This is a genomic window from uncultured Sulfitobacter sp., assembly GCF_947497275.1.
In the GTDB taxonomy this organism is placed as follows: Bacteria; Pseudomonadota; Alphaproteobacteria; order Rhodobacterales; family Rhodobacteraceae; genus Sulfitobacter.
This window is the reverse complement of record NZ_CANMFS010000001.1, coordinates 448,424-466,860: the sequence shown is the minus strand read 5'-3', so window position 1 is coordinate 466,860 and position 18,437 is coordinate 448,424. Positions and strand designations below refer to the sequence as shown.

19 protein-coding genes and 1 tRNA gene are annotated in these 18,437 nt (G+C 60.0%); 5 read left to right on the top strand and 15 right to left on the bottom strand.

Going from position 1 to position 18,437, the window contains the following annotated elements; genetic code table 11:
* Positions 1–2 precede the first annotated feature (2 nt).
* The 9 genes from Q1A06_RS02210 to Q1A06_RS02170 all read right to left on the bottom strand — a co-directional run bounded on the left by Q1A06_RS02210 (position 3) and on the right by Q1A06_RS02170 (position 7,763).
* On the bottom strand, positions 3–1,067 hold the full coding sequence (locus Q1A06_RS02210) for a c-type cytochrome (protein WP_299558205.1): 1,065 nt from the start codon (positions 1,065–1,067) through the stop codon (positions 3–5).
* Positions 1,051–2,319: a sulfite dehydrogenase gene (gene soxC, locus Q1A06_RS02205; RefSeq protein ID WP_299558203.1), complete on the bottom strand. Its 1,269-nt coding sequence runs from the start codon at positions 2,317–2,319 to the stop codon at positions 1,051–1,053. The genes Q1A06_RS02210 and soxC overlap by 17 nt, the downstream gene beginning before the upstream one ends.
* A gap of 67 nt (positions 2,320–2,386) precedes the next feature.
* Complete coding sequence (soxB, locus tag Q1A06_RS02200) at positions 2,387–4,090, bottom strand: thiosulfohydrolase SoxB (protein ID WP_299558201.1); 1,704 nt, start codon at positions 4,088–4,090, stop codon at positions 2,387–2,389.
* Positions 4,091–4,184: 94 nt separating this feature from the next.
* Complete coding sequence (gene soxA, locus Q1A06_RS02195) at positions 4,185–5,030, bottom strand: sulfur oxidation c-type cytochrome SoxA (protein WP_299558199.1); 846 nt, start codon at positions 5,028–5,030, stop codon at positions 4,185–4,187.
* Positions 5,031–5,055: 25 nt separating this feature from the next.
* Positions 5,056–5,385, bottom strand: coding sequence for a thiosulfate oxidation carrier complex protein SoxZ (gene soxZ, locus Q1A06_RS02190; RefSeq protein ID WP_299558197.1), 330 nt, complete (start codon positions 5,383–5,385; stop codon positions 5,056–5,058).
* 20 nt (positions 5,386–5,405) lie between these two features.
* A complete protein-coding gene (gene soxY, locus Q1A06_RS02185) occupies positions 5,406–5,822 on the bottom strand; it encodes a thiosulfate oxidation carrier protein SoxY (RefSeq protein ID WP_299558195.1) in 417 nt (138 codons plus the stop codon).
* A 33-nt stretch (positions 5,823–5,855) separates the two neighbouring features.
* Positions 5,856–6,329, bottom strand: coding sequence for a sulfur oxidation c-type cytochrome SoxX (gene soxX, locus Q1A06_RS02180; protein ID WP_299558193.1), 474 nt, complete (start codon positions 6,327–6,329; stop codon positions 5,856–5,858).
* A gap of 115 nt (positions 6,330–6,444) precedes the next feature.
* Complete coding sequence (locus Q1A06_RS02175) at positions 6,445–7,008, bottom strand: thioredoxin family protein (RefSeq protein WP_299558191.1); 564 nt, start codon at positions 7,006–7,008, stop codon at positions 6,445–6,447.
* Positions 7,009–7,022: 14 nt separating this feature from the next.
* The gene (locus tag Q1A06_RS02170; protein ID WP_299558189.1) at positions 7,023–7,763 is read right to left on the bottom strand and encodes a cytochrome c biogenesis protein CcdA; all 741 of its coding nucleotides are present in this window, start codon (positions 7,761–7,763) and stop codon (positions 7,023–7,025) included.
* Between the two features lie 70 nt (positions 7,764–7,833).
* On the opposite strand from Q1A06_RS02170, the gene Q1A06_RS02165 reads away from it, so the two are divergent.
* The 3 genes from Q1A06_RS02165 to Q1A06_RS02155 all read left to right on the top strand — a co-directional run bounded on the left by Q1A06_RS02165 (position 7,834) and on the right by Q1A06_RS02155 (position 9,703).
* Positions 7,834–8,202, top strand: a complete 369-nt coding sequence (locus tag Q1A06_RS02165) for a hypothetical protein (protein ID WP_299558187.1) — start codon at positions 7,834–7,836, stop codon at positions 8,200–8,202.
* Between the two features lie 65 nt (positions 8,203–8,267).
* Positions 8,268–8,603: a metalloregulator ArsR/SmtB family transcription factor gene (locus Q1A06_RS02160; RefSeq protein WP_299558185.1), complete on the top strand. Its 336-nt coding sequence runs from the start codon at positions 8,268–8,270 to the stop codon at positions 8,601–8,603.
* 44 nt (positions 8,604–8,647) lie between these two features.
* Entirely contained in the window at positions 8,648–9,703 is a 1,056-nt protein-coding gene (locus Q1A06_RS02155; RefSeq protein ID WP_299558183.1) for a YeeE/YedE family protein, read from the top strand.
* 22 nt (positions 9,704–9,725) lie between these two features.
* Here the strand turns inward: Q1A06_RS02155 and Q1A06_RS02150 are convergent, their stop codons facing one another.
* The 6 genes from Q1A06_RS02150 to pdxH all read right to left on the bottom strand — a co-directional run bounded on the left by Q1A06_RS02150 (position 9,726) and on the right by pdxH (position 16,701).
* Entirely contained in the window at positions 9,726–10,154 is a 429-nt protein-coding gene (locus Q1A06_RS02150) for a YqaA family protein (RefSeq protein WP_299558181.1), read from the bottom strand.
* Between the two features lie 295 nt (positions 10,155–10,449).
* A complete protein-coding gene (locus Q1A06_RS02145) occupies positions 10,450–14,097 on the bottom strand; it encodes a vitamin B12-dependent ribonucleotide reductase (RefSeq protein ID WP_299558180.1) in 3,648 nt (1,215 codons plus the stop codon).
* A gap of 761 nt (positions 14,098–14,858) precedes the next feature.
* A tRNA-Pro gene (locus Q1A06_RS02140) sits at positions 14,859–14,935 on the bottom strand.
* Between the two features lie 72 nt (positions 14,936–15,007).
* On the bottom strand, positions 15,008–15,412 hold the full coding sequence (locus Q1A06_RS02135; protein WP_299558178.1) for a DUF192 domain-containing protein: 405 nt from the start codon (positions 15,410–15,412) through the stop codon (positions 15,008–15,010).
* A gap of 56 nt (positions 15,413–15,468) precedes the next feature.
* The gene (locus Q1A06_RS02130) at positions 15,469–16,017 is read right to left on the bottom strand and encodes a cold-shock protein (protein WP_299558176.1); all 549 of its coding nucleotides are present in this window, start codon (positions 16,015–16,017) and stop codon (positions 15,469–15,471) included.
* A gap of 78 nt (positions 16,018–16,095) precedes the next feature.
* Positions 16,096–16,701, bottom strand: a complete 606-nt coding sequence (gene pdxH / locus Q1A06_RS02125; protein ID WP_299558174.1) for a pyridoxamine 5'-phosphate oxidase — start codon at positions 16,699–16,701, stop codon at positions 16,096–16,098.
* Between the two features lie 308 nt (positions 16,702–17,009).
* On the opposite strand from pdxH, the gene fabI reads away from it, so the two are divergent.
* Together fabI and Q1A06_RS02115 are read left to right on the top strand one after the other, a co-directional pair.
* Positions 17,010–17,816 (top strand): enoyl-ACP reductase FabI, encoded by an 807-nt coding sequence (gene fabI, locus Q1A06_RS02120; RefSeq protein WP_299558172.1) that lies wholly within the window; start codon positions 17,010–17,012, stop codon positions 17,814–17,816.
* A gap of 14 nt (positions 17,817–17,830) precedes the next feature.
* On the top strand, positions 17,831–18,433 hold the full coding sequence (locus tag Q1A06_RS02115) for a LysE family translocator (RefSeq protein WP_299558170.1): 603 nt from the start codon (positions 17,831–17,833) through the stop codon (positions 18,431–18,433).
* The last annotated feature ends 4 nt before the right edge of the window (positions 18,434–18,437 follow it).

Below are 18,437 nucleotides of genomic sequence, written 5' to 3'. Positions count from 1 at the left end.
GCCTACTGCTCAAAGGACTTCAGATATTCGATCACGGCGGCCTGATCCTCTTCCTTCCTCAGGCCCGCAAACGACATCTTCGTCCCATTGAGATAGTCTTTGGGCTTGGCAAGAAAGGCGGCCAGCTCTTCTTCGGACCAGACAAGCCCGCCGTCGGCCGCATCCTGTAGCGCGTTGGAATACTTGAACCCGTCAACGGCTCCCGCCGGATGACCGATGATGCCGTTCAGCATGGGGCCGACCCGGTTTTTCGCGCCATCGCCAACCTGATGGCAGGCCTTGCACTTGCGAAATACCTTCTCGCCATCCGCAGCCAGCGCGGCGTCGAATTCGGCCTCGACGACCTCTTCTCTAACGGCCTCTTCCTCTTCAGCCACCTCCTCGACCGCCTCGGCCTTGGCTTCGGTCGCAGGCACGATGTCGTCCGTCTCTTCTTGCGGCGTGACGTCCAGCACCATGGCGCGCATCGTCACCTCGACCTCTTCGTCCTTGCAGTTTTCCATGCACGGCTCGCCGGAGGACCACTGGCTGTACTCCGTCTCGGCCCGGTCATCGACGAAAAATCCGTCGGCATTGGGCATCTCGACTTCCAGAAAGCTCTCGTTCGACAGCACGAAATCGTCCTCGACCAGATCGTTGGAATAGAGGATGTAGGCGACGATGGCATAAACCTCGTCGTCCGTCAGCGTGCCAGCGTTGCCGTAGGGCATAGAGCGGCGGATGTAGTCAAACGCGGTCGACAGATAGGGCCAGTAGGAGCCGACTGTCTTGAGCGGGTCCTCGCGATCAAGCGTGTCCTTGCCACCCGCGAGCTTGGGCCAGTTGCCGATGCCTTCGGCGAAATCACCGTGACACACAGCGCATTGCTGGGCAAAAATCTCTTCGCCGTCGATGGCATCGCCGGAGCCGACCGGCAGACCGGATCCATCAGGGTGGACGTCCAGGTTCCAGGCGGCGATCTCCTCGGGCAGCGCCGTGCGGCCAAGGCCAAGCTTTTCTGCCGCTGCCGGTGCGGCAGCAAGCGCCAGCGCCGCAAGCATGGCAGTTGATTTAAGATACTTCGACATTTTCAGCCTCCCCGTTGGAGCGCACCAGCCAGGTTTGGATGCAGTTGTTGTGATAGATCGAGTTCAGCCCGCGCACCTCGCGCAGTTGCGCCTTGGTTGGTTGGATATAACCGGTGTCGTCCATGGCACGCGATTGCAGCATCATTTCCGAACCGTCCCAGTCGGTATCGAGGTAGAACCGCGTGAGCGCCATCTTTTCTCCCGGCTTGGCAAGGCGCGCGGTTTCCCACGTCATGCCGCCGTCCTTGGACACCTCCACACGGGTGATCGCCCCGCGCCCCGACCAGGCAAGCCCAGAGATCACCAGCGGGCCGGAGCCATGGGTGATCGGTGCTTGCGGACTGGGGCTGGTGACGACGGATTTCGCGTCCATCGCCCATGTCCACTTTCGGCTGCTGCCGTCTTCCATCGTGTCGGTGTATTTGCTGGTTTCTTCGCGGCTTTCGACGGGCGTGTCGGTTACTTCGATCCGTCGGATCCACTTGATCCACATGTTGCCTTCCCAGCCCGGCACCACCAGTCGTACGGGGTATCCGTGCTCCTTGCGCAGCGCCTCGCCGTTCGCCTTGAACGCAATCAGACAATCGTCGAGCGCCTTTTCCATCGGGATCGAGCGCCCGTTCGAGGACGCATCCGCCCCTTCGACGAAGATCCATTTATCCTTGAGATCACCGGCGGTATTCAGCCCGGCCTCTTCGAGCAGCGTGCGCAGCGGCACGCCGGTATATTCCATGTTGTGGATCATGCCGTGGGTGAACTGCGCACCGTTCAGCTGCGCGCCTGCCCACTCCATACCGGTATTGGCGGCACATTCGCAGAAATAGACATGGTTTTCGCGCGGAAAGCGTTCGAGATCGGCGTAGGTGAAGACCAGCGGCGTGTCCACCAGCCCGTTGATCATCAAACGGTAATCTTCCTTCTTGAGTTCGATCGCACCGGAATGGTGCCGCTCGAACGCGCAGCCCTGCGGCGTGATCGTACCGTCAAGGGCGTGGATCGGCGTAAAGTTGACCGAGCTTATCGTGTCTGCCGTAAGCCATTCCACATTGCGGCGGATCACGTCATCCTCGAACCGGATCGGCAAGCCGTACGGGGTCGCGTCCACACCCTCTCCAAACCCCTGCGCCCAAGGCTGGACTTGGGTGATCAATGGATCCGGGGTGGCCGCCTGCGCGCCTCTGGCGACGGTAACAGCGGCTCCGGCGGCAAAGCTGCTTGCCAGAAAATTCCGACGTGACGTTTTATCCGTCATGACAAACTCCTTTCGTTAAAACTTACATACAGGTCCGAAGAGTCACGGACGGATGTATGTCGGCGGATCAGAGACCGGCGACCGTTACACTGTTGTTGGGATCAAGCGAAATGGTCCCCTGTTTGGCGATATGCGCTTCGACCACATCCCAGATCTGCGGCCCTTCGGTGTCTTCGTTGACCGACGCCCAGCCGGCCACCTGATAGGTTTTCGACGGGTCAATCGCTTCACCGGTTTTAAGCAGCGTCATCTCGGTGATCCGGCTGCCCTGGGGTTTGGACACATCGATGCGGTAGCCAAGGCCACCCACACGCACCATGTCGCCGCCCTGCTGGTAGTAGGGATCGGGGTTGAAGAGGTTGTCCGCCACGTCTTCGAGAACGACATGCAGGAATTCACCCGTCATTTCGGTGCGATACGCCTCGCCATAAGTCATCGAAGTGACGTTCCAGATGTCCTCGCGCGTGATATCCTGCCCCGGCAGAATGGATGGCCCCCAGCGTACGCCAGGTGACAGGGCAATATCCGCCTCACGCTCGGAAATCAGCGCGTCACAGATCAGATCGTCCCATGTGCCGTTGAAATTGCCGCGGCGGTACAGCGTCTGCTTGTCGCCGGTTTGCCCGATCACTTCGGTTAACGCGCTCTCGTAGGGGGCGCGCTGCTCGTCAATCAGCGCGGTCATCTCGGCGTCCGGCGTGATCACGTCCGAGAAGATGGGGATCAGCTTGTGGCGGAAGCCCAGCATCTTGCCGTTGCGCACGTCAAGATCGACCCGGCTGACGAATTTCCCGTTCGAGCCGGAAGCGACGATGATCGTCTCGCCCACCAGAACCGGCTCGGGCAGCGCATCATGGGTGTGCCCCGACAGGATCACATCGATCCCCTGCACGCGACCGGCCATCTGCTTGTCCACGTCAAAGCCGTTATGGCTCAGGCAGACAACCAGTTCGGCACCCTGCGCACGCACCTCGTCGACCATCTCCTGCATCCGTTCGTCGCGGATACCAAAGGAGTATTCCGGGAACATCCAGCCGGGATTGGCGATCGGCATGTAGGGGAACGCCTGCCCGATCACCGCGACCTTTACGCCGCCGGATTCGTAGAATTTGTAGGGCTTGAACAGCTCTGCCGGCTCGTCCCACTCGGCGTCGAAGATGTTCTGTCCAAGGGCCGCGAACGGCAGGCCTTCGACGATCTCGTTCACCCGCTCGGATCCCAGCGTAAATTCCCAATGGAAGGTCATCGCGTCGGGCTTGAGGGCGTTCATCACGTTGACCATATCCTGCCCCTGCGTGTGGTAGCAGGTATAGGATCCGTGCCATGTATCGCCGCCATCCAGCAACAGCGCGTCAGGACGCGCCGCGCGGATCGATTTCACGACTGTCGCGACACGGTCCAGACCGCCGACACGTCCGTAGGTTTTCGCCAGCGCCGCGAAATCATTGTAGGTCAGCGCATAGGCCGACGGGCTGCCATCGTCGATGCCGTACAGCTTGCGGAAATCGGCGCCGGTGACATGCGGCACCACGCCCTTGTTGTCCCCCACGCCGATGTTGATTTCCGGCTCGCGGAAATAGATTGGTTTGAGCTGTGCGTGGATGTCGGTGATGTGGATCAGCGACACGTTGCCGAAGGTATCGAACTCCAGCAGCTTGTCCTGCGTCAACGACTGCTGCGCAGCCAGACGCGCCCAGTTACCAAAGCCGGAGGATCCGTAAAGGGCGGCGGCGGCCATGCTGGTTTGCAAAAAGTCACGGCGTGAGATCATCGGGACGCTCCAGTTCGCGCTTACGTATGCGCATTATTGAATTTAACTCAAGAAAGAAAGGCCCCGCACCCTTTCGGGCCGGGGCCTTCACACATCAGTTACGGACGGACGGACCTTCGACGCTCAGACCGTTACCGCGCGAGCCTACATAAAGCTCCAGAGCCACAAATTCCGGGCTGCCGGGGCTGAATGTTTCAGCGCGGGTGTCGCGCACACAGCCCTTGAACCGAGAATGTACCGCATTCAGCTTGGTGTTCTTCAGGCGGTAGGTGGGAAACCCGTTGATCTGACCCTGGCTCAGGTGATCCGCACGGATCATGTTGCCATAGTTGTCCTCGTGGCAGTTCGCGCAGGACAGTTCCAGCAGACCGGTGCGGGTATAATAGAGATCTTTACCCTGCTCCCATGTGGACTGCGCCGGACCGTCGATGGCGATATCCACCGGCATGCCGCGGGAAACCGATGCCAGAAGCGCCGTCATGTTAACCATGTCGCCGCCGGTGTATTTCCATTTCTCCGCGCCCATCCGGTTCTCGCGGCAGTCGTTGACCTGCATCTCGAGCGTACGGACTTCGCCTGCTTCTTCGTTGTACTTGGGATAGACCGGACGCACACCCGCCATTTCGGTCGACGCACCGTGACAGTCGGCACAGGATTTCCCCTCGCTTCCGTCGGCGGTGTTCCACTGTTCCTCGGCCTGCTCGACAAAGATCATGCCGGGGTTGTCAAAGTCGTCCATTTCCATGGCGCGCGTTTCGGTGCCCCGAAACAACCAACCGGACATCACCTCATCCAACACGTCCGCGACATGCGCGGGCGCAGCGGTGCGTGTGACGATTTCAGTTTCATCATTGATGACCAATTCGTCATCAACCGGCCCTGCCGACACAAGTGTCGACGACAGCAAAGTCGCCAACACGGCTCCAGTCAGTTTTCTCATGCGCGTCCCTCCCAAGACTATTGGTTTACCCGATGGCGATCGATTTGGATTCTTCGTAGACAGAACCGTCGTCATCGTACCATGTGAACTTGAATTCGCCCGCTTCGGGGACTGTCGCTTCAAATTCGAAGTAGGGGTTCGTCGAAATCGCTGGCTCCATCGCCACGTCGATGACGCTTTCGCCGTTGAATTCGCATGTGAACCGGTTGATGATCGAACGCGGAATGACGTTGCCGTCGCTGTCCTTGCGCTGACCGGATTCCATTTTGTGGCTGATAAGCGTCTTGATCACGATCGAGTCGCCGGCAGCCGCCGATTTCGGGACTTTCACCCGTGGTTTTACACCTGATGCCATGATGTTGTCTCCTTGAACCCTTAGCCGCCGCAGCCGCCGATTGTTACCTTGACCGTCGAGGATGCCTGAACGAACGATCCGTCCTCAAGCTTGGCGATCGCCACGACGTCCTGCGTTCCCGCCAGACGGATACGTGTCGAGGCATATCGCGACGCCGCGAGGGGGCCGAATTTGAACGTTGCGACGCCGGGCGTGGGGTTGCCCATCGCCAGCACCATGATCTCGGCCGCTCCGTCGGAGGACACCTCGATCGGCACCGTGTTGCCGTTCTCTGCGATTTCCGGTGCCGTCAGCTTGATATCGCCTGTGCCGATTTCGGCACCGCCGGTGAAGGCAGCAATCGCCTCTTCGCCCGCAGCGGACACCCGCAGGGGCAGACCAGCGACAAAGAATGCCCCCGCGCCCATGATAATTGCATTGCGTCGTGTAAGTTCCATCGTGAACCTCCGTCTTCCCCGTCTGTGGGGCTGTTACTCTTTGAGTGTGACGAGATACGCCACCACATCTTCAATCTGCTGTGCGCTCAGAATGGGCTCGATCTCGCCTTCCGGTGCCTTGCCGGTGTAGCCATCGCCAGGGCGGATGAAGCCTTCTGTCTTGTAGAACGACGGCATCATTGTACCCTCGAACATCATCTTCGCATTGCTCACGATACCGCGCAGTTCCGCCTCGCTCCACCGCGCGCCGGTACCGTCAAGCATCGGACCGATCTCACCGTGCCACGGCACATCGGCCAGATCTGTCACCTGATGACAGGCAACGCAGTTACCGGTGCCCTTGTCACCGACGATTTCACGACCCCGGGCGGCATCACCGGACGCGCCGGTCAATGACTGCTCTACGGCGCCATCGCTATACCCGACGGCGGTCGGTGCAATCGTTTCTGCCTGTGCTGAAAAGGCCGCAAGGCCCGTCACGACGGCTGCTATTCCAAAAGTCCTCATGCGTCCTCCCAAACACTAACGTGGTATACCGTAGCGCACAGATCAAAACCGACGCAACAACAAATTCAAGTAAATGAATTATATTGTCACTTGACTCTCTGCTCTCGCGCACCTTCTATTTCTGCTGTTCCGCCAATTTACGGGCGTGATATTTCTGGAACGGCTCATCCCCTTCATACCCTTTTTCGACGACCCAGTTCAGCATGTTGAATGTCGTATGTTCACCGAAAGCGCCGGGCATCGTTGCCACGGCCGCCTTCCCCGCCGATGCGTCATCCGTGACCTCTTCGGGCATGAACAGGATCATCGGCGTGAACAGCGCCCCCCAGCGTTTCACCATGTCTTTTTCGGGCAGTGCGGTGCCGTCGAAATCCGTCACTTCGACGTCGCCGAACATGTTGATCTGCACGACGAAGTAGTTCTCCTCGATGTACTCGGCGATCGCGGGTACCGGAAAGACCTCTTCGTGCATCTTCTTGCAGTAGATGCATCCGCGCTGCTCGACGATGATCATCAAACGCTTGTCCTCGGCGTTGGCCTCGGCCAGGTCATCGCGCAGGTCCTTGAAGGTGTCGCGCATCCACGGCGCCTTGTGCAAGCCGTCGTCGCCCAGCGTCGCGGCATCGGCGCCCATCGCGCCCGCGACTGTCATGGCGGCTGCAAGTATAAAGTGTTTCATTCTGATCCTCCCGATCAACCCAGTGCACTTATGTTCGGTATGACATCGAGCATCCATTGCGCGATGTAATTCATCGAGTTGGTCGCGATCAGCAGGCCGAAAACGATCAGCATCACGCCCATGATTTTCTCTACCAGCCCAAGATGTCGTCGGAATTTCTGCATCCACCGCATGAAGGGTCCGATAAAGAACGCCGCGACGACAAACGGCGCGGTCATTCCGACACCGTAGACAAACAAGAGCAAAGCCCCCGTCGTGGCCGTGTCGGTCCCCGCAGCCGTGAACAGAATAGCAGCCAGAACAGGCCCCACGCAAGGCGTCCAGCCGAACGCAAAGGCCAGACCGATGACGTAGGCGCCTATCAGGCTGACGTTCGCGGTACTGCCGGTGTCCGCACGCATCTGACGGTACAGGATACCGATGCGGATCACGCCGAGAAAGTGCAGACCCATCGCAATGATGATCGCCGCAGCGATCCAGCGCAGGATATCGAAGTATTCACGCACAACCTGCCCGAACGCACTTGCCGCAGCACCGAGCCCCATGAAGATGGTGATCACACCCGCCGCAAAGAAGCATGCGGCCATCACCGCGCGCCTGCGCGTCGCGGCATCGACCTGCGCATCCGCAGTAATCTGATTCATACCGACGCCGGCAAGATAACTGAGATAGAACGGAACGATCGGCAGGATGCAGGGAGACAGAAATGACAAAAGGCCCGCAAACGCGGCCCCCAGAAACGTGATGTCCATCATACTATTTGCCCGCCCTTGTGAAATTCATATATTCATATTAGGTTGTTGATAAAGCAAAGGTCAATTTGCCATGTTCACGCGCCGCATCTTTTTTGCCGCCATCCTGCTTATCGCATCGGCGGGGGTTTCCGTCGCGCAGGCTACGCTTGTGATGGTGGAGGAAGTCGGATGCATGTGGTGTGCGCGTTGGAACGAGGAGATCGCGCCGATCTATCACAAGACGCCCGAAGGCAAGGCGGCACCGCTCAGACGCGTGGATATCAACGAACCCCGTCCCGACGATATCGAATTTGAAGGATCCCTCTTCTTTACGCCGACCTTCGTTCTGGTCCAGGACGGCAAGGAGGTCTCGCGCCTCGAAGGGTACCCCGGGGAGGATTTCTTTTGGGGGTTGCTGGAACGAATGCTTGAACAAGCTGAGCTACTTCCGGCAAAATAGGGTGAAATACCGGGCTGCGTGATCGACACACCGGCGCGGACAACAAGACAGGGAATGGATTGATCGTGGGCTTGCCTGTATTTGATAAAGACATCTGCGCCGAAGACATGGACCGGATGGCAAAGAACGCCATGGAGGCGTCGAATTTCCTCAAGGCGATCAGTCACGAGGGCCGGTTGATGATCCTGTGTCATCTCGCGTCCGGCGAGAAATCGGTGACGGAGCTTGAGGATCTGCTGTCGGCCCGTCAGGCGGCCGTGTCGCAACAGCTGTCGCGGCTGCGACTCGAAGGGCTGGTGGTACCGCGCCGCGAGGGCAAGACGATCTATTACAGCCTGGCGGACGAGCGTCCGCGCCAGATCATGGAAGTCGTCTACGATCTATTCTGTCGAAAGGAATAGGCGCACCATCCGCGCGCTGCGCGCTGCAACAGGGAACCGCGGCGATGTTCGACGTCTTCTCCGAATCTGCACTGGTGGCTCTGGTTGGGCTTGCGGGCGGTATTCTGCTGGGGCTTGCCGCGCGGATGGGGCGGTTCTGCACGCTGGGCGCCATCGAGGATCTCTACTATGGTGACAGCAGCCTGCGTCTGCGGATGTGGGGGATCGCTATCAGCGTCTCGGTGATCGGTACGTTTGCGCTTTCGGCCCTTGGTCTGCTCGACCTCGGCCAGACACTCTATCTCGGGCGTGCGTGGAATCCGCTGGCAAGCGTCTTTGGCGGGCTCGTTTTCGGCTATGGCATGGCGCTCGCGGGCAACTGCGGCTACGGCGCGCTGGCGCGAGTCGGCGGCGGGGATTTGCGGTCGTTCATGATCGTGGTGGTCATGGGGCTGTCCGCCTACATCACCCTCGGCGGGCCCTTGTCCGGGCTGCGCATCTGGGCTTTCGGAGACACCGCCCCGGCAATCGAGATGCCGGGCTATGCCGGTTTGCTGGCCCGCGCAACAGGAACGAGCGTCGAGAGTGCGGGCATCGCAATCGGTGCGGCGATCTTGCTGTTGACCCTTGCGCATCCGGCGCTGCGTCGTTCCGCGCCCCATGTGATCTGGGGGGCCGTTGTCGGGGTGGCAATTGTGTCCGGATGGGCCGGAACGCAGTGGATCGCCAGCCACGGCTTTGCCGCGACGCAGGTCATCAGCCACACATTCTCGGCCCCCATCGGTGAGACGATGCTTTATGCCATGACGTCTTCTGGTAATTCGCTCAGTTTCGGAACGGGGTCGGTGATCGGTGTCGTGCTGGGCGCGGTGCTCGGCAGCCTGATCAAGGGGCATTTTCGCTGGGAAGCCTGCGATGATCCACGCGAGTTGCGCCGCCAGATCCTGGGCGCGGCGCTGATGGGTATCGGCGCGGTGGTGGCGGTCGGATGCAGCGTCGGACAGGGGCTATCCGCATTTTCGGTGCTCGCCTACAGCGCGCCCTTGACGCTGGCCTGTATCGTCGCCGGTGCGGCGTTGGGTCTGCGCCACCTGATCTGGGGCTTTTCCCCATCGGTCTGACGGAATGAACCCCGTCAGATCCCTAGAACCAGCTCAGAACCGCCGCTGTTAAAACGAGATACCGCGTGCCTTTCGCAAGTGTCACCAAAACCACGAACGGCACCAGCGGTTCGCGCATCAATCCTGCGACAACCGTCAGAGGATCTCCGACCAGCGGGAGCCAGCTTCCCAGAAGCGACCACCTGCCATAGCGACGATACCAGCGCTGAGCCCGCGCGAGCTGCCGATCCGAGCTGGGAAACCACTGCCGATCCTTAAAGCGCAAAAGGAACCGCCCCAGGATCCAGTTGATGACCGCGCCCAGCACGTTGCCCACCGTAGCGACAAGAACCAGCGCCGTCACCGGATAGGCGCCGCCGATCAGAAGACCGCTCAGGACAGCTTCGGACTGCATCGGCAGGACGGTCGCGGCCACGAGTGCCGAGGCAAACAAGCCAACATACGCGATCATCGGCCTCTCCCTGCGCTAGCCCCACCAAAAAAAGGGGAGCGCGAACGCTCCCCCGTAGTGTCGCCGCATAGGCTCAATTTGTTAACCGCTCGATATTGTTATTGCCTGCGGCCTATGCGTCGTCAGGGGGCGAGCGCACCCGCCCCGTGTAAGGTTCCCTGGCGAAACGCCAAGGGAGCGTCAAACTTCCGGTGTTCTTTTTGGAACACCGAGAGCCACTCTATCTCCACTCCGGGCATCAGCCGAAAGTGATCGTCTTCAAAACGGAGCGCCCAGAGGCGACCCTGTTATCCTGTTAACTACAGCCGCTGGTGCCGCCGCAGGTGTTGCACTTCATGCAGGTGCCGTTGCGCACCAACGTGTAGTTGCCGCACTCGCCACAGGCCTCGCCCTCGTAGCCTTGCATTTTCGCCTTGGTGCGCAGATCCAGCGAGACAGTACCAGACGAGACGGACGTGCTTGTCGCCACGGCTGTCGCGACACCGCCGTTTTCAGCCGGCGCAAAAGAGGTCAGCGCTTCGAGTGCTGCGCTCTGTCCGCCCTGCAACACCCGCAGGCTTGATGGGACACGGTTGCGCAGATAGCCGGGCGATGTGATCTGCTTGAGCACTTCGAGAGATTTCGCTGCGGCGGTCTCGCTAAGCTCCGAAACATTCGCCACGCTTTCTTCTTCGCCCCGGCCCAGCGTGTCGAATGTGGCCCCTTCGGGCTGCACATGCGCGAGGTCCGTCCGGTCAAGATAGCTGACCGCCAGTTCGCGGAAGATATAATCGAGGATCGACGTCGCGGATTTGATGCTGTCGTTGCCCTGTACCATGCCCGCAGGCTCGAACTTGGTGAAGGTGAACGCATCGACGAACTCTTCGAGCGGCACACCGTATTGCAGGCCCACGGAGACAGCGATGGCGAAATTGTTCATCATCGCGCGGAAACCGGCCCCTTCCTTGTGCATGTCGATAAAGATCTCGCCAAGCGAGCCGTCCTGATACTCACCCGTGCGAAGGTACACCTTGTGGCCGCCGACATTCGCCTTTTGGGTATAGCCCTTGCGCCGCTGCGGCATCTTTTCACGGTGCGACTTGACGATTTCCTTGACGATCACCTTTTCGACGATCTTCTCGGCCAGAACGATTGCCTTTTCCTGAACGGAACCGCTCTCAAGAACCTCCGCCGCATCGTCGTCGTCTTCGACCAGCGAGGCCGCGAGAGGCTGTGACAGCTTCGATCCGTCCCGGTAAAGCGCGTTCGCCTTGATCCCCAGCGACCACGACAACTCGTAGGCTTTCTGGCAATCCTCGATGGTGGCGTCGTTGGGCATGTTGATCGTCTTGGAAATCGCGCCCGAGATGAAGGATTGCGCCGCCGCCATCATGTAAATGTGGCTGTTGACGGACAGATACCGCTTGCCCTTCTTGCCACAGGGATTGGCGCAGTCGAAAATGCTCAGATGCTCGTCCTTCAGGTGCGGTGCGCCCTCCAGCGTCATGGTACCGCACACGTGGTCGTTCGCCGCATCGACATCCTTTCTGGAGAACCCGAGCGATTTCAGCAGATCGAACGTCGGATCGTTCAGTTTCTCCGCCGGAATGCCCAGAACCTGCGTGCAGAACTCTTCGCCCAGTGTCCACTGGTTGAACACAAAGCGGATGTCAAACGCGCTTGCCAGTGCGGCATCGACCTTGGCCAGCTCGTTGGGGCCAAATCCGTGCCCCATCAGCGTGGTGTGGTTGATCCCCGGCGCGTTACCGATGGTGCCGTGACCGACGGCATAGCTCACGATCTCTTCGATCTGGGCGGAACCGTAGCCCAGCTTTTCCAAAGCCCCCGGAACCGACTGGTTGATGATCTTGAAATAACCGCCACCGGCAAGTTTCTTGAACTTCACAAGCGCGAAATCAGGTTCGATCCCTGTCGTGTCGCAATCCATGACCAGACCGATGGTCCCGGTGGGCGCGATCACGGAAGTCTGCGCGTTGCGGAACCCGTGCGCTTCACCCAGCTTCAGCGCCTCGTCCCAGCACGACATTGCAATGTCGACCAGTCCGGCCTGCGGGCAGTTGTCGTGATCCAGCGGTACCGGCTTGACGCTGAGCGCCTCATATCCGTTCGCCTCGCCGTAAGCTGCGTGGCGATGGTTGCGGATCACCCGCAGCATGTGGTCGGCGTTCTTGGTATAGCCGGGGAAGGCACCCAATTCGCCCGCCATTTCAGCAGAGGTGGCATAGGAAACGCCGGTCATGATCGCGGTCAGCGCACCGCACAGCGCCCGGCCCTCGTCGCTATCGTAAGAATACCCCATGTTCATCAGCAACCCGCCGATGTTGGCATAGCCCAGACCCAGCGTGCGGAAATCATACGACCGCTGCGCGATCTCCTTGGACGGAAACTGCGCCATCATCACCGAGATTTCCAGCGTCACGGTCCAAAGGCGCGAGGCGTGCATGTAATCCTCGACCTGGAATTCACCGTCCTTGAGGAAGGTCAGCAGGTTCATCGACGCAAGGTTGCAGGCGGTATCGTCGAGGAACATGTACTCCGAGCACGGGTTGGAGCCGCGAATTGCGCCATCTTCGGGGCATGTGTGCCAGTCGTTGACCGTGTCGTGGTACTGGATTCCGGGATCTGCACAGGCCCATGCCGCATGGCCGACCTGATCCCACAGATCGCGGGCGCGGATCGTCTTGGACACCTTGCCCGTCGTGCGGTCCTGCAATTCCCAATCGGCGTCTTTTTCGACGGCGTGCAGGAACGCGTTGGTCACGCGGATGGAGTTGTTGGAGTTCTGGCCGGAGACGGAATTATACGCTTCGGAATCCCAATCGGTGTCGTAGGTCGGGAATTCGATGCTGGTGTGGCCCTGCTTGGCGTAATCCAGCACGCGCTTCACGTATGTTTCCGGAATCGCTACCTTTTTCGCGGCGCGGATCGCGTCTTTCAGCTGCTCGTTCTTGGCGGGATCATAGGCATCCGCTTCCAGACCGTCCCAGGCCGCAATCGCCTTGAAGATCAGGTTGAGTTTTTGCTCGTGCATCTTGGAGCCGGCAACGATGGACGCAACCTTCTGCTCTTCGAGCACCTTCCAGTTGATGAAATCCTCGATATCGGGATGGTCCGCGTCGACGATCACCATCTTGGCCGCGCGCCGCGTGGTACCGCCGGATTTGATGGCCCCCGCCGCGCGGTCGCCGATTTTCAGAAACCCCATCAGGCCCGAGGACTTGCCACCGCCCGACAGCTTTTCCCCTGCTCCGCGCAGGGAGGAGAAGTTGGTGCCGGTGCCGGAGCCGTATTTGAACAGACGCGCTTCACGCACCCACAGATCCATGATGCCGCCATCGCCGACCAGATCGTCCGCGACCGACTGGATGAAACAGGCGTGCGGCTGGGGATGTTCATAAGACGAGGTGGAGCGGGTCAGTTTGCCGGTCTTGTAGTCGACGTAATAGTGGCCCTGTGCAGGACCGTCGATGCCGTAAGCCCAGTGCAGACCGGTGTTGAACCACTGCGGGCTGTTGGGGGCGGCGCGCTGCGAGGCCAGCATGTGGCGCATTTCGTCATAGTAGGTGCGCGCGTCCTCTTCGGTGGTGAAATATCCACCTTTCCAGCCCCAGTAGGCCCAGGCCCCGGCCAGGCGGTCGAACACCTGCTTGGACGACGTCTCACCGCCCATTTCGGCATCCTCGTCGGGCACCGAGCGCCACAGGAACTCGGGCACACCCTTTTCTTTCACCCGTCTGACGGCGGACGGTACACCCGCCTTGCGGAAATACTTCTGCGCGATGACATCGGACGCGACCTGGCTCCAGCTGCGCGGCACTTCGACGTTATCGAGGTGAAACACCACCGATCCATCGGGATTGCGGATTTCGGACACGGTCGTGACGAAATCCAGATCCGCGTATGCGTCCTGGCCCTGAGTGGTAAATCTACGTTCAATTTTCATCGCGCTGCCTCATGTCCAGCTAGTTAAAATCTCGGCCCACCGCGCGTTGGCGTCGGCCGGCGTGTCGTGTGCTGTGCCCCGAAACCAGACAAAAACCAGCGCTTTCTCCCGTACACCCGGGAGGCGACCATTGGTTGAACCGTCGTGTATGACCGTTTGCCTGCCTTCGCTGCGCGGCGCGCCCGTTGAGCGTTAGACCACTACATATTGTGGCGCTGCCTTCAGCCATCACAAACTGACGTATCTGGGCCTATCCGGTCAACGTAATTATTAGCACTTCGTTACCAAAAACACGGTTGACGGATGGCATTAACACCGCCCCGGTCCGACCGCCGCGATTCACGGATCCGTTAACCTTTTTCGAGCGGCGCACCGGCTTGCCTTTTCCCCACCATAAAAACCTATGGATCACGCCGGGTTACGGACAGTGGCGATTTTCAACCCCGAAAAACCGGTTGGCGGTTGCCCAACAGAACCGCGCGAAACCCGGACGAAAATTTATTTTCCGGAGCGCCGAGATTTTTGCCGCAGAGCCGGCGAGGCCCCGCCGATCCGTGCGCAAAAGACACAAACCGTAGCGTGCAAACCCGGTTTTGCACAAAAAACATACCAGATGATGTGGGTGCCCAGGAAACGCGCACGCCCGATCCGAACCCGACTGATTCCGATGTTGTCCCGGTGGCAGAAAACTCAGGCCGCAAAAATCTTGAGGCCCCTCCGTATGAACGGAGAGGCCTCACAAGATCTGGTATCTTCTAAAGTGGTCGGGGCGAGATGATTCGAACATCCGACCCCCTGTACCCAAAACAGGTGCGCTACCAGGCTGCGCCACGCCCCGACTGACGCTTCTTTAGCGAAGCCTGCCGGAATTGAAAAGCGGAAATCTGCGCCTTTGACGGATCAATTTACATCAATCGCATACCGGCGCTGCATCAGCAGGCGCAAAGGCCGGATGATGCACTGTGTCCCCTACGTCGACACCGAGTCTTCGCGCCAGACCACCGTTGATCTCCAGAACACCGGACAGCTTGAGATCACCGGGCGAGATCGGCGTTTCGTCCAACGGCTGCGCGCGGTGGTGGATATGCGAAATGACCCCGAATTCATCGAGAAACAGCATGTCGAGCTCTATCAGCGTGTTGCGCATCCAAAAGCTCAGCGGTTGCGGTGTGTCGTAAAGGAACAGCATACCCGTGCTGGCAGGCATGGATTCGACATGCATCAGACCGCGCGCGCGGCTCGCATCGTCCGCAGCCAAATCGACGTTGAACGCCGCCGTCCCGAAATCGCCTGAGATCGTCAGCCGGTCGGTCACGCAGTCTTGCGCTGCTCCCGGTCCCGCGGCCGACGCAATCGCCGCGCACAGCGTACCTAGGAGGAGCGCCCGTCTGGTGAAGTGACCTGTTCCCATGCTTTGACCTCTACCGCCATGCGGCCCCGTTTACCATCAATCACCCGCATCGCGACGGCCTCGCCCGGTTGCAGATCGGACAGGCCTGACTGGCGCAGCACATCTATGTGCACGAACACATCTTCGCTGCGTCCGAAGACGTTGGCAAATCCGAATCCCTTGCCCTTGTCGAACCATTTGACGCGTGCAGCCTCCAGAGGCGTGTCCGCCAATGCCGCCTTGTCCAGCCCTTCGAGGTCGATCAGCGAGGTCTGGACCCCTTCGGGCGGCGAAATGGACAGCACCTCGGTTGCCTGCACACCGCGCCCGGTCTTTTGCGCGATAAGCGACACCCGCGATCCGTCCGCAATGGAGCTTTGCCCGAAATTCCGTAAAACGTTCACATGCAACAGGATGTCCACCCCGCCCTCATCGGCGACGATGAAGCCAAATCCCTTGACGGGATCGAACCATTTGACCGTGCCGGCCGTTTCGGCCGGGCCGTCGTCTGGATCCGTCGTGTGTGCCATCTTGGATCTACCGCTAATTAAATCTATGTTGGAGCCGTTCCGGGCCCCACCGCAAAAAACGCGGTCATACTCATACCATCAGGGGTTCAGGCGTGTCACGGACCAATCCGCGTCTATCGCGGACCGACGCCACTGAAACCGGTCGTGCAACCGCGCGTCGCCGTCTGCCCAAAATTCGATTTCAAGCGGTACGAGCCGGAAACCGCCCCAAAATGGCGGGCGTGCCGGATCGTCCCCTTTTTCGGAAATAACATCATTCAACTTCTGTTCCAGCACCTCGCGGCTGGCAAGCGGACGCGACTGTGCCGAAGCCCACGCACCCTGTCTGCTTCTGAGCGACCGGGATTTGTAGTAGGCGTCGGCCTTCGGACCGTCCTCGCGCGTGATCAGACCGCGCGCCCGCACCTGGCGACGCAGGGATTTCCAATGAATCACAAAGGCCGCCTTGCCGGATTGCTCAAGCTCCTGCGCCTTGGCGCTCTCGTAATTAGTATAGAAAACGAACGCGCCATTCTCGACGTCCTTCAGCAGCACCACGCGCGCGTTGGGCATACCGCGGCTGTCGACGGTGGACAAAGCCATCGCGTTGGGATCGTTGAGTTCCTCGGAACTTGCCGCGTCGAGCCAGTCGCGCACCAGTGCGAAAGGGTCGTCACCTGCAAAAATACCAGAGCGATCTGACATGATATCGTTCCCTTGTCGCGGCGGCACCCTACCCTGCCGTACGGCGTCGCTACAGGATTTGAAGCGCGCAAACAACCGACGAAGGCACGCAACCGCGCTTTTCCATGCAAAACAGTGTCACGATCCCCCCACGGGTGGCAACCCGAAACGAGATGTCCCCGCCTCGGTCCGACCCGGCAAAGTAGCACTGCCATACCTGTTCGCGACCTACCTGCACGGGGCGGTCTTCCGGTGCAGCCTAGTCTTGATGCGCTGCGACCAATCGCATAGACCCTGAATGAGCGTGTAATTTGCGGAGTTGTATAGCCATGTCCAATAACCTGATGAGCGGCAAGCGGGGGCTGATCATGGGATTGGCCAATGACAAATCCATCGCCTGGGGCGTTGCAAAGCAGCTTGCCGATGCCGGTGCCGATCTCGCGTTTTCCTATCAGGGCGAGGCTTTGAAGAAACGGGTGGATCCGCTGGCGGCACAACTCGGCTCCGACACCGTGCTGCCCTGCGACGTGAGCGATGCGGCCTCGATGGATGCGCTGTTCGACGCGCTCAGAGAGAAATGGGGCTCTCTGGATTTCATCGTCCACGCGATCGGGTTTTCGGACAAGAACGAGTTGCGCGGCCGTTACGTCGACACCAGCCGCGAGAATTTCGCGATGTCGATGGATATCTCCGTCTACTCCTTTACCGCCGTCGTACAGCGGGCAGAGAAGCTAATGACCGATGGCGGCGCGTGCCTCACGCTGACCTACTACGGCGCCGAAAAGGTGATGCCGCATTACAATGTGATGGGCGTGGCCAAGGCCGCGCTGGAGGCGTCGGTCAAATACCTCGCCGAGGATCTGGGCAAGGACGGCATTCGTGTCAACGCCATCTCCGCCGGCCCGATCAAGACGCTGGCCGCCTCCGGTATCGGCGATTTTCGCTATATCATGAAATGGAACGAGTATAACTCGCCCCTGCGCCGCAACGTGACCATCGACGAGGTCGGAAAGGCAGCCCTGTTCATGCTCAGCGATCTGGGCTCCGGCACGACGGGCGAGAACCTGCATGTCGATGCGGGGTATCATGTCGTCGGCATGAAGGCCGTGGATGCGCCCGACATGGCCAAGGGCTGAAGAGGACCGGCGCCGTGACATGGGAGCACGTCCTTGCCTTCAACGCGGTGCTGATCGTCTCGATCCTCAGCCCGGGTGCTGCGTTTCTCATGGCCGTGCGCAGCGCAATCGTCAACGGCAGGCGGGCGGGGATCGCTACGGGGATCGGCCTGGGCACAATGGCAAGCCTCTGGACCCTCGCGGCCTTGCTGGGGATGGACGCGCTTTTCGCGCTGTTCCCGTGGGCTTTCGCGGTGCTCAAGACGGGCGGCGCGATTTACCTTCTTTATCTGGCCGTCAAGACGTGGCGCGGCGCGGCCACGCCGCTCGATGCGGCACCAAAAGCACAGGGACGTGCATTTTTTGACGGGTTTCTCGTCAACTTGGGCAATCCAAAATCGGTGCTGTTCGCGGCGGCAGTGCTGGTGGTGGTCTTTCCGACGAACCTCGCGGGCACCGAGATCGCCTTTATCACCCTAAATCACCTGACGCTGGAGATCCTGTTCTACACGGGCTGTGCCCTCGTCCTGACAGCTCCCGTGGCACGCGCCCGCTTCCTGCGCGCCAAGTTCTTTATCGACCGGGTCGCCGCCCTGTTGCTGGGCGGCCTCGGTCTGAAACTTCTCCTGCAAAGGTAACGAA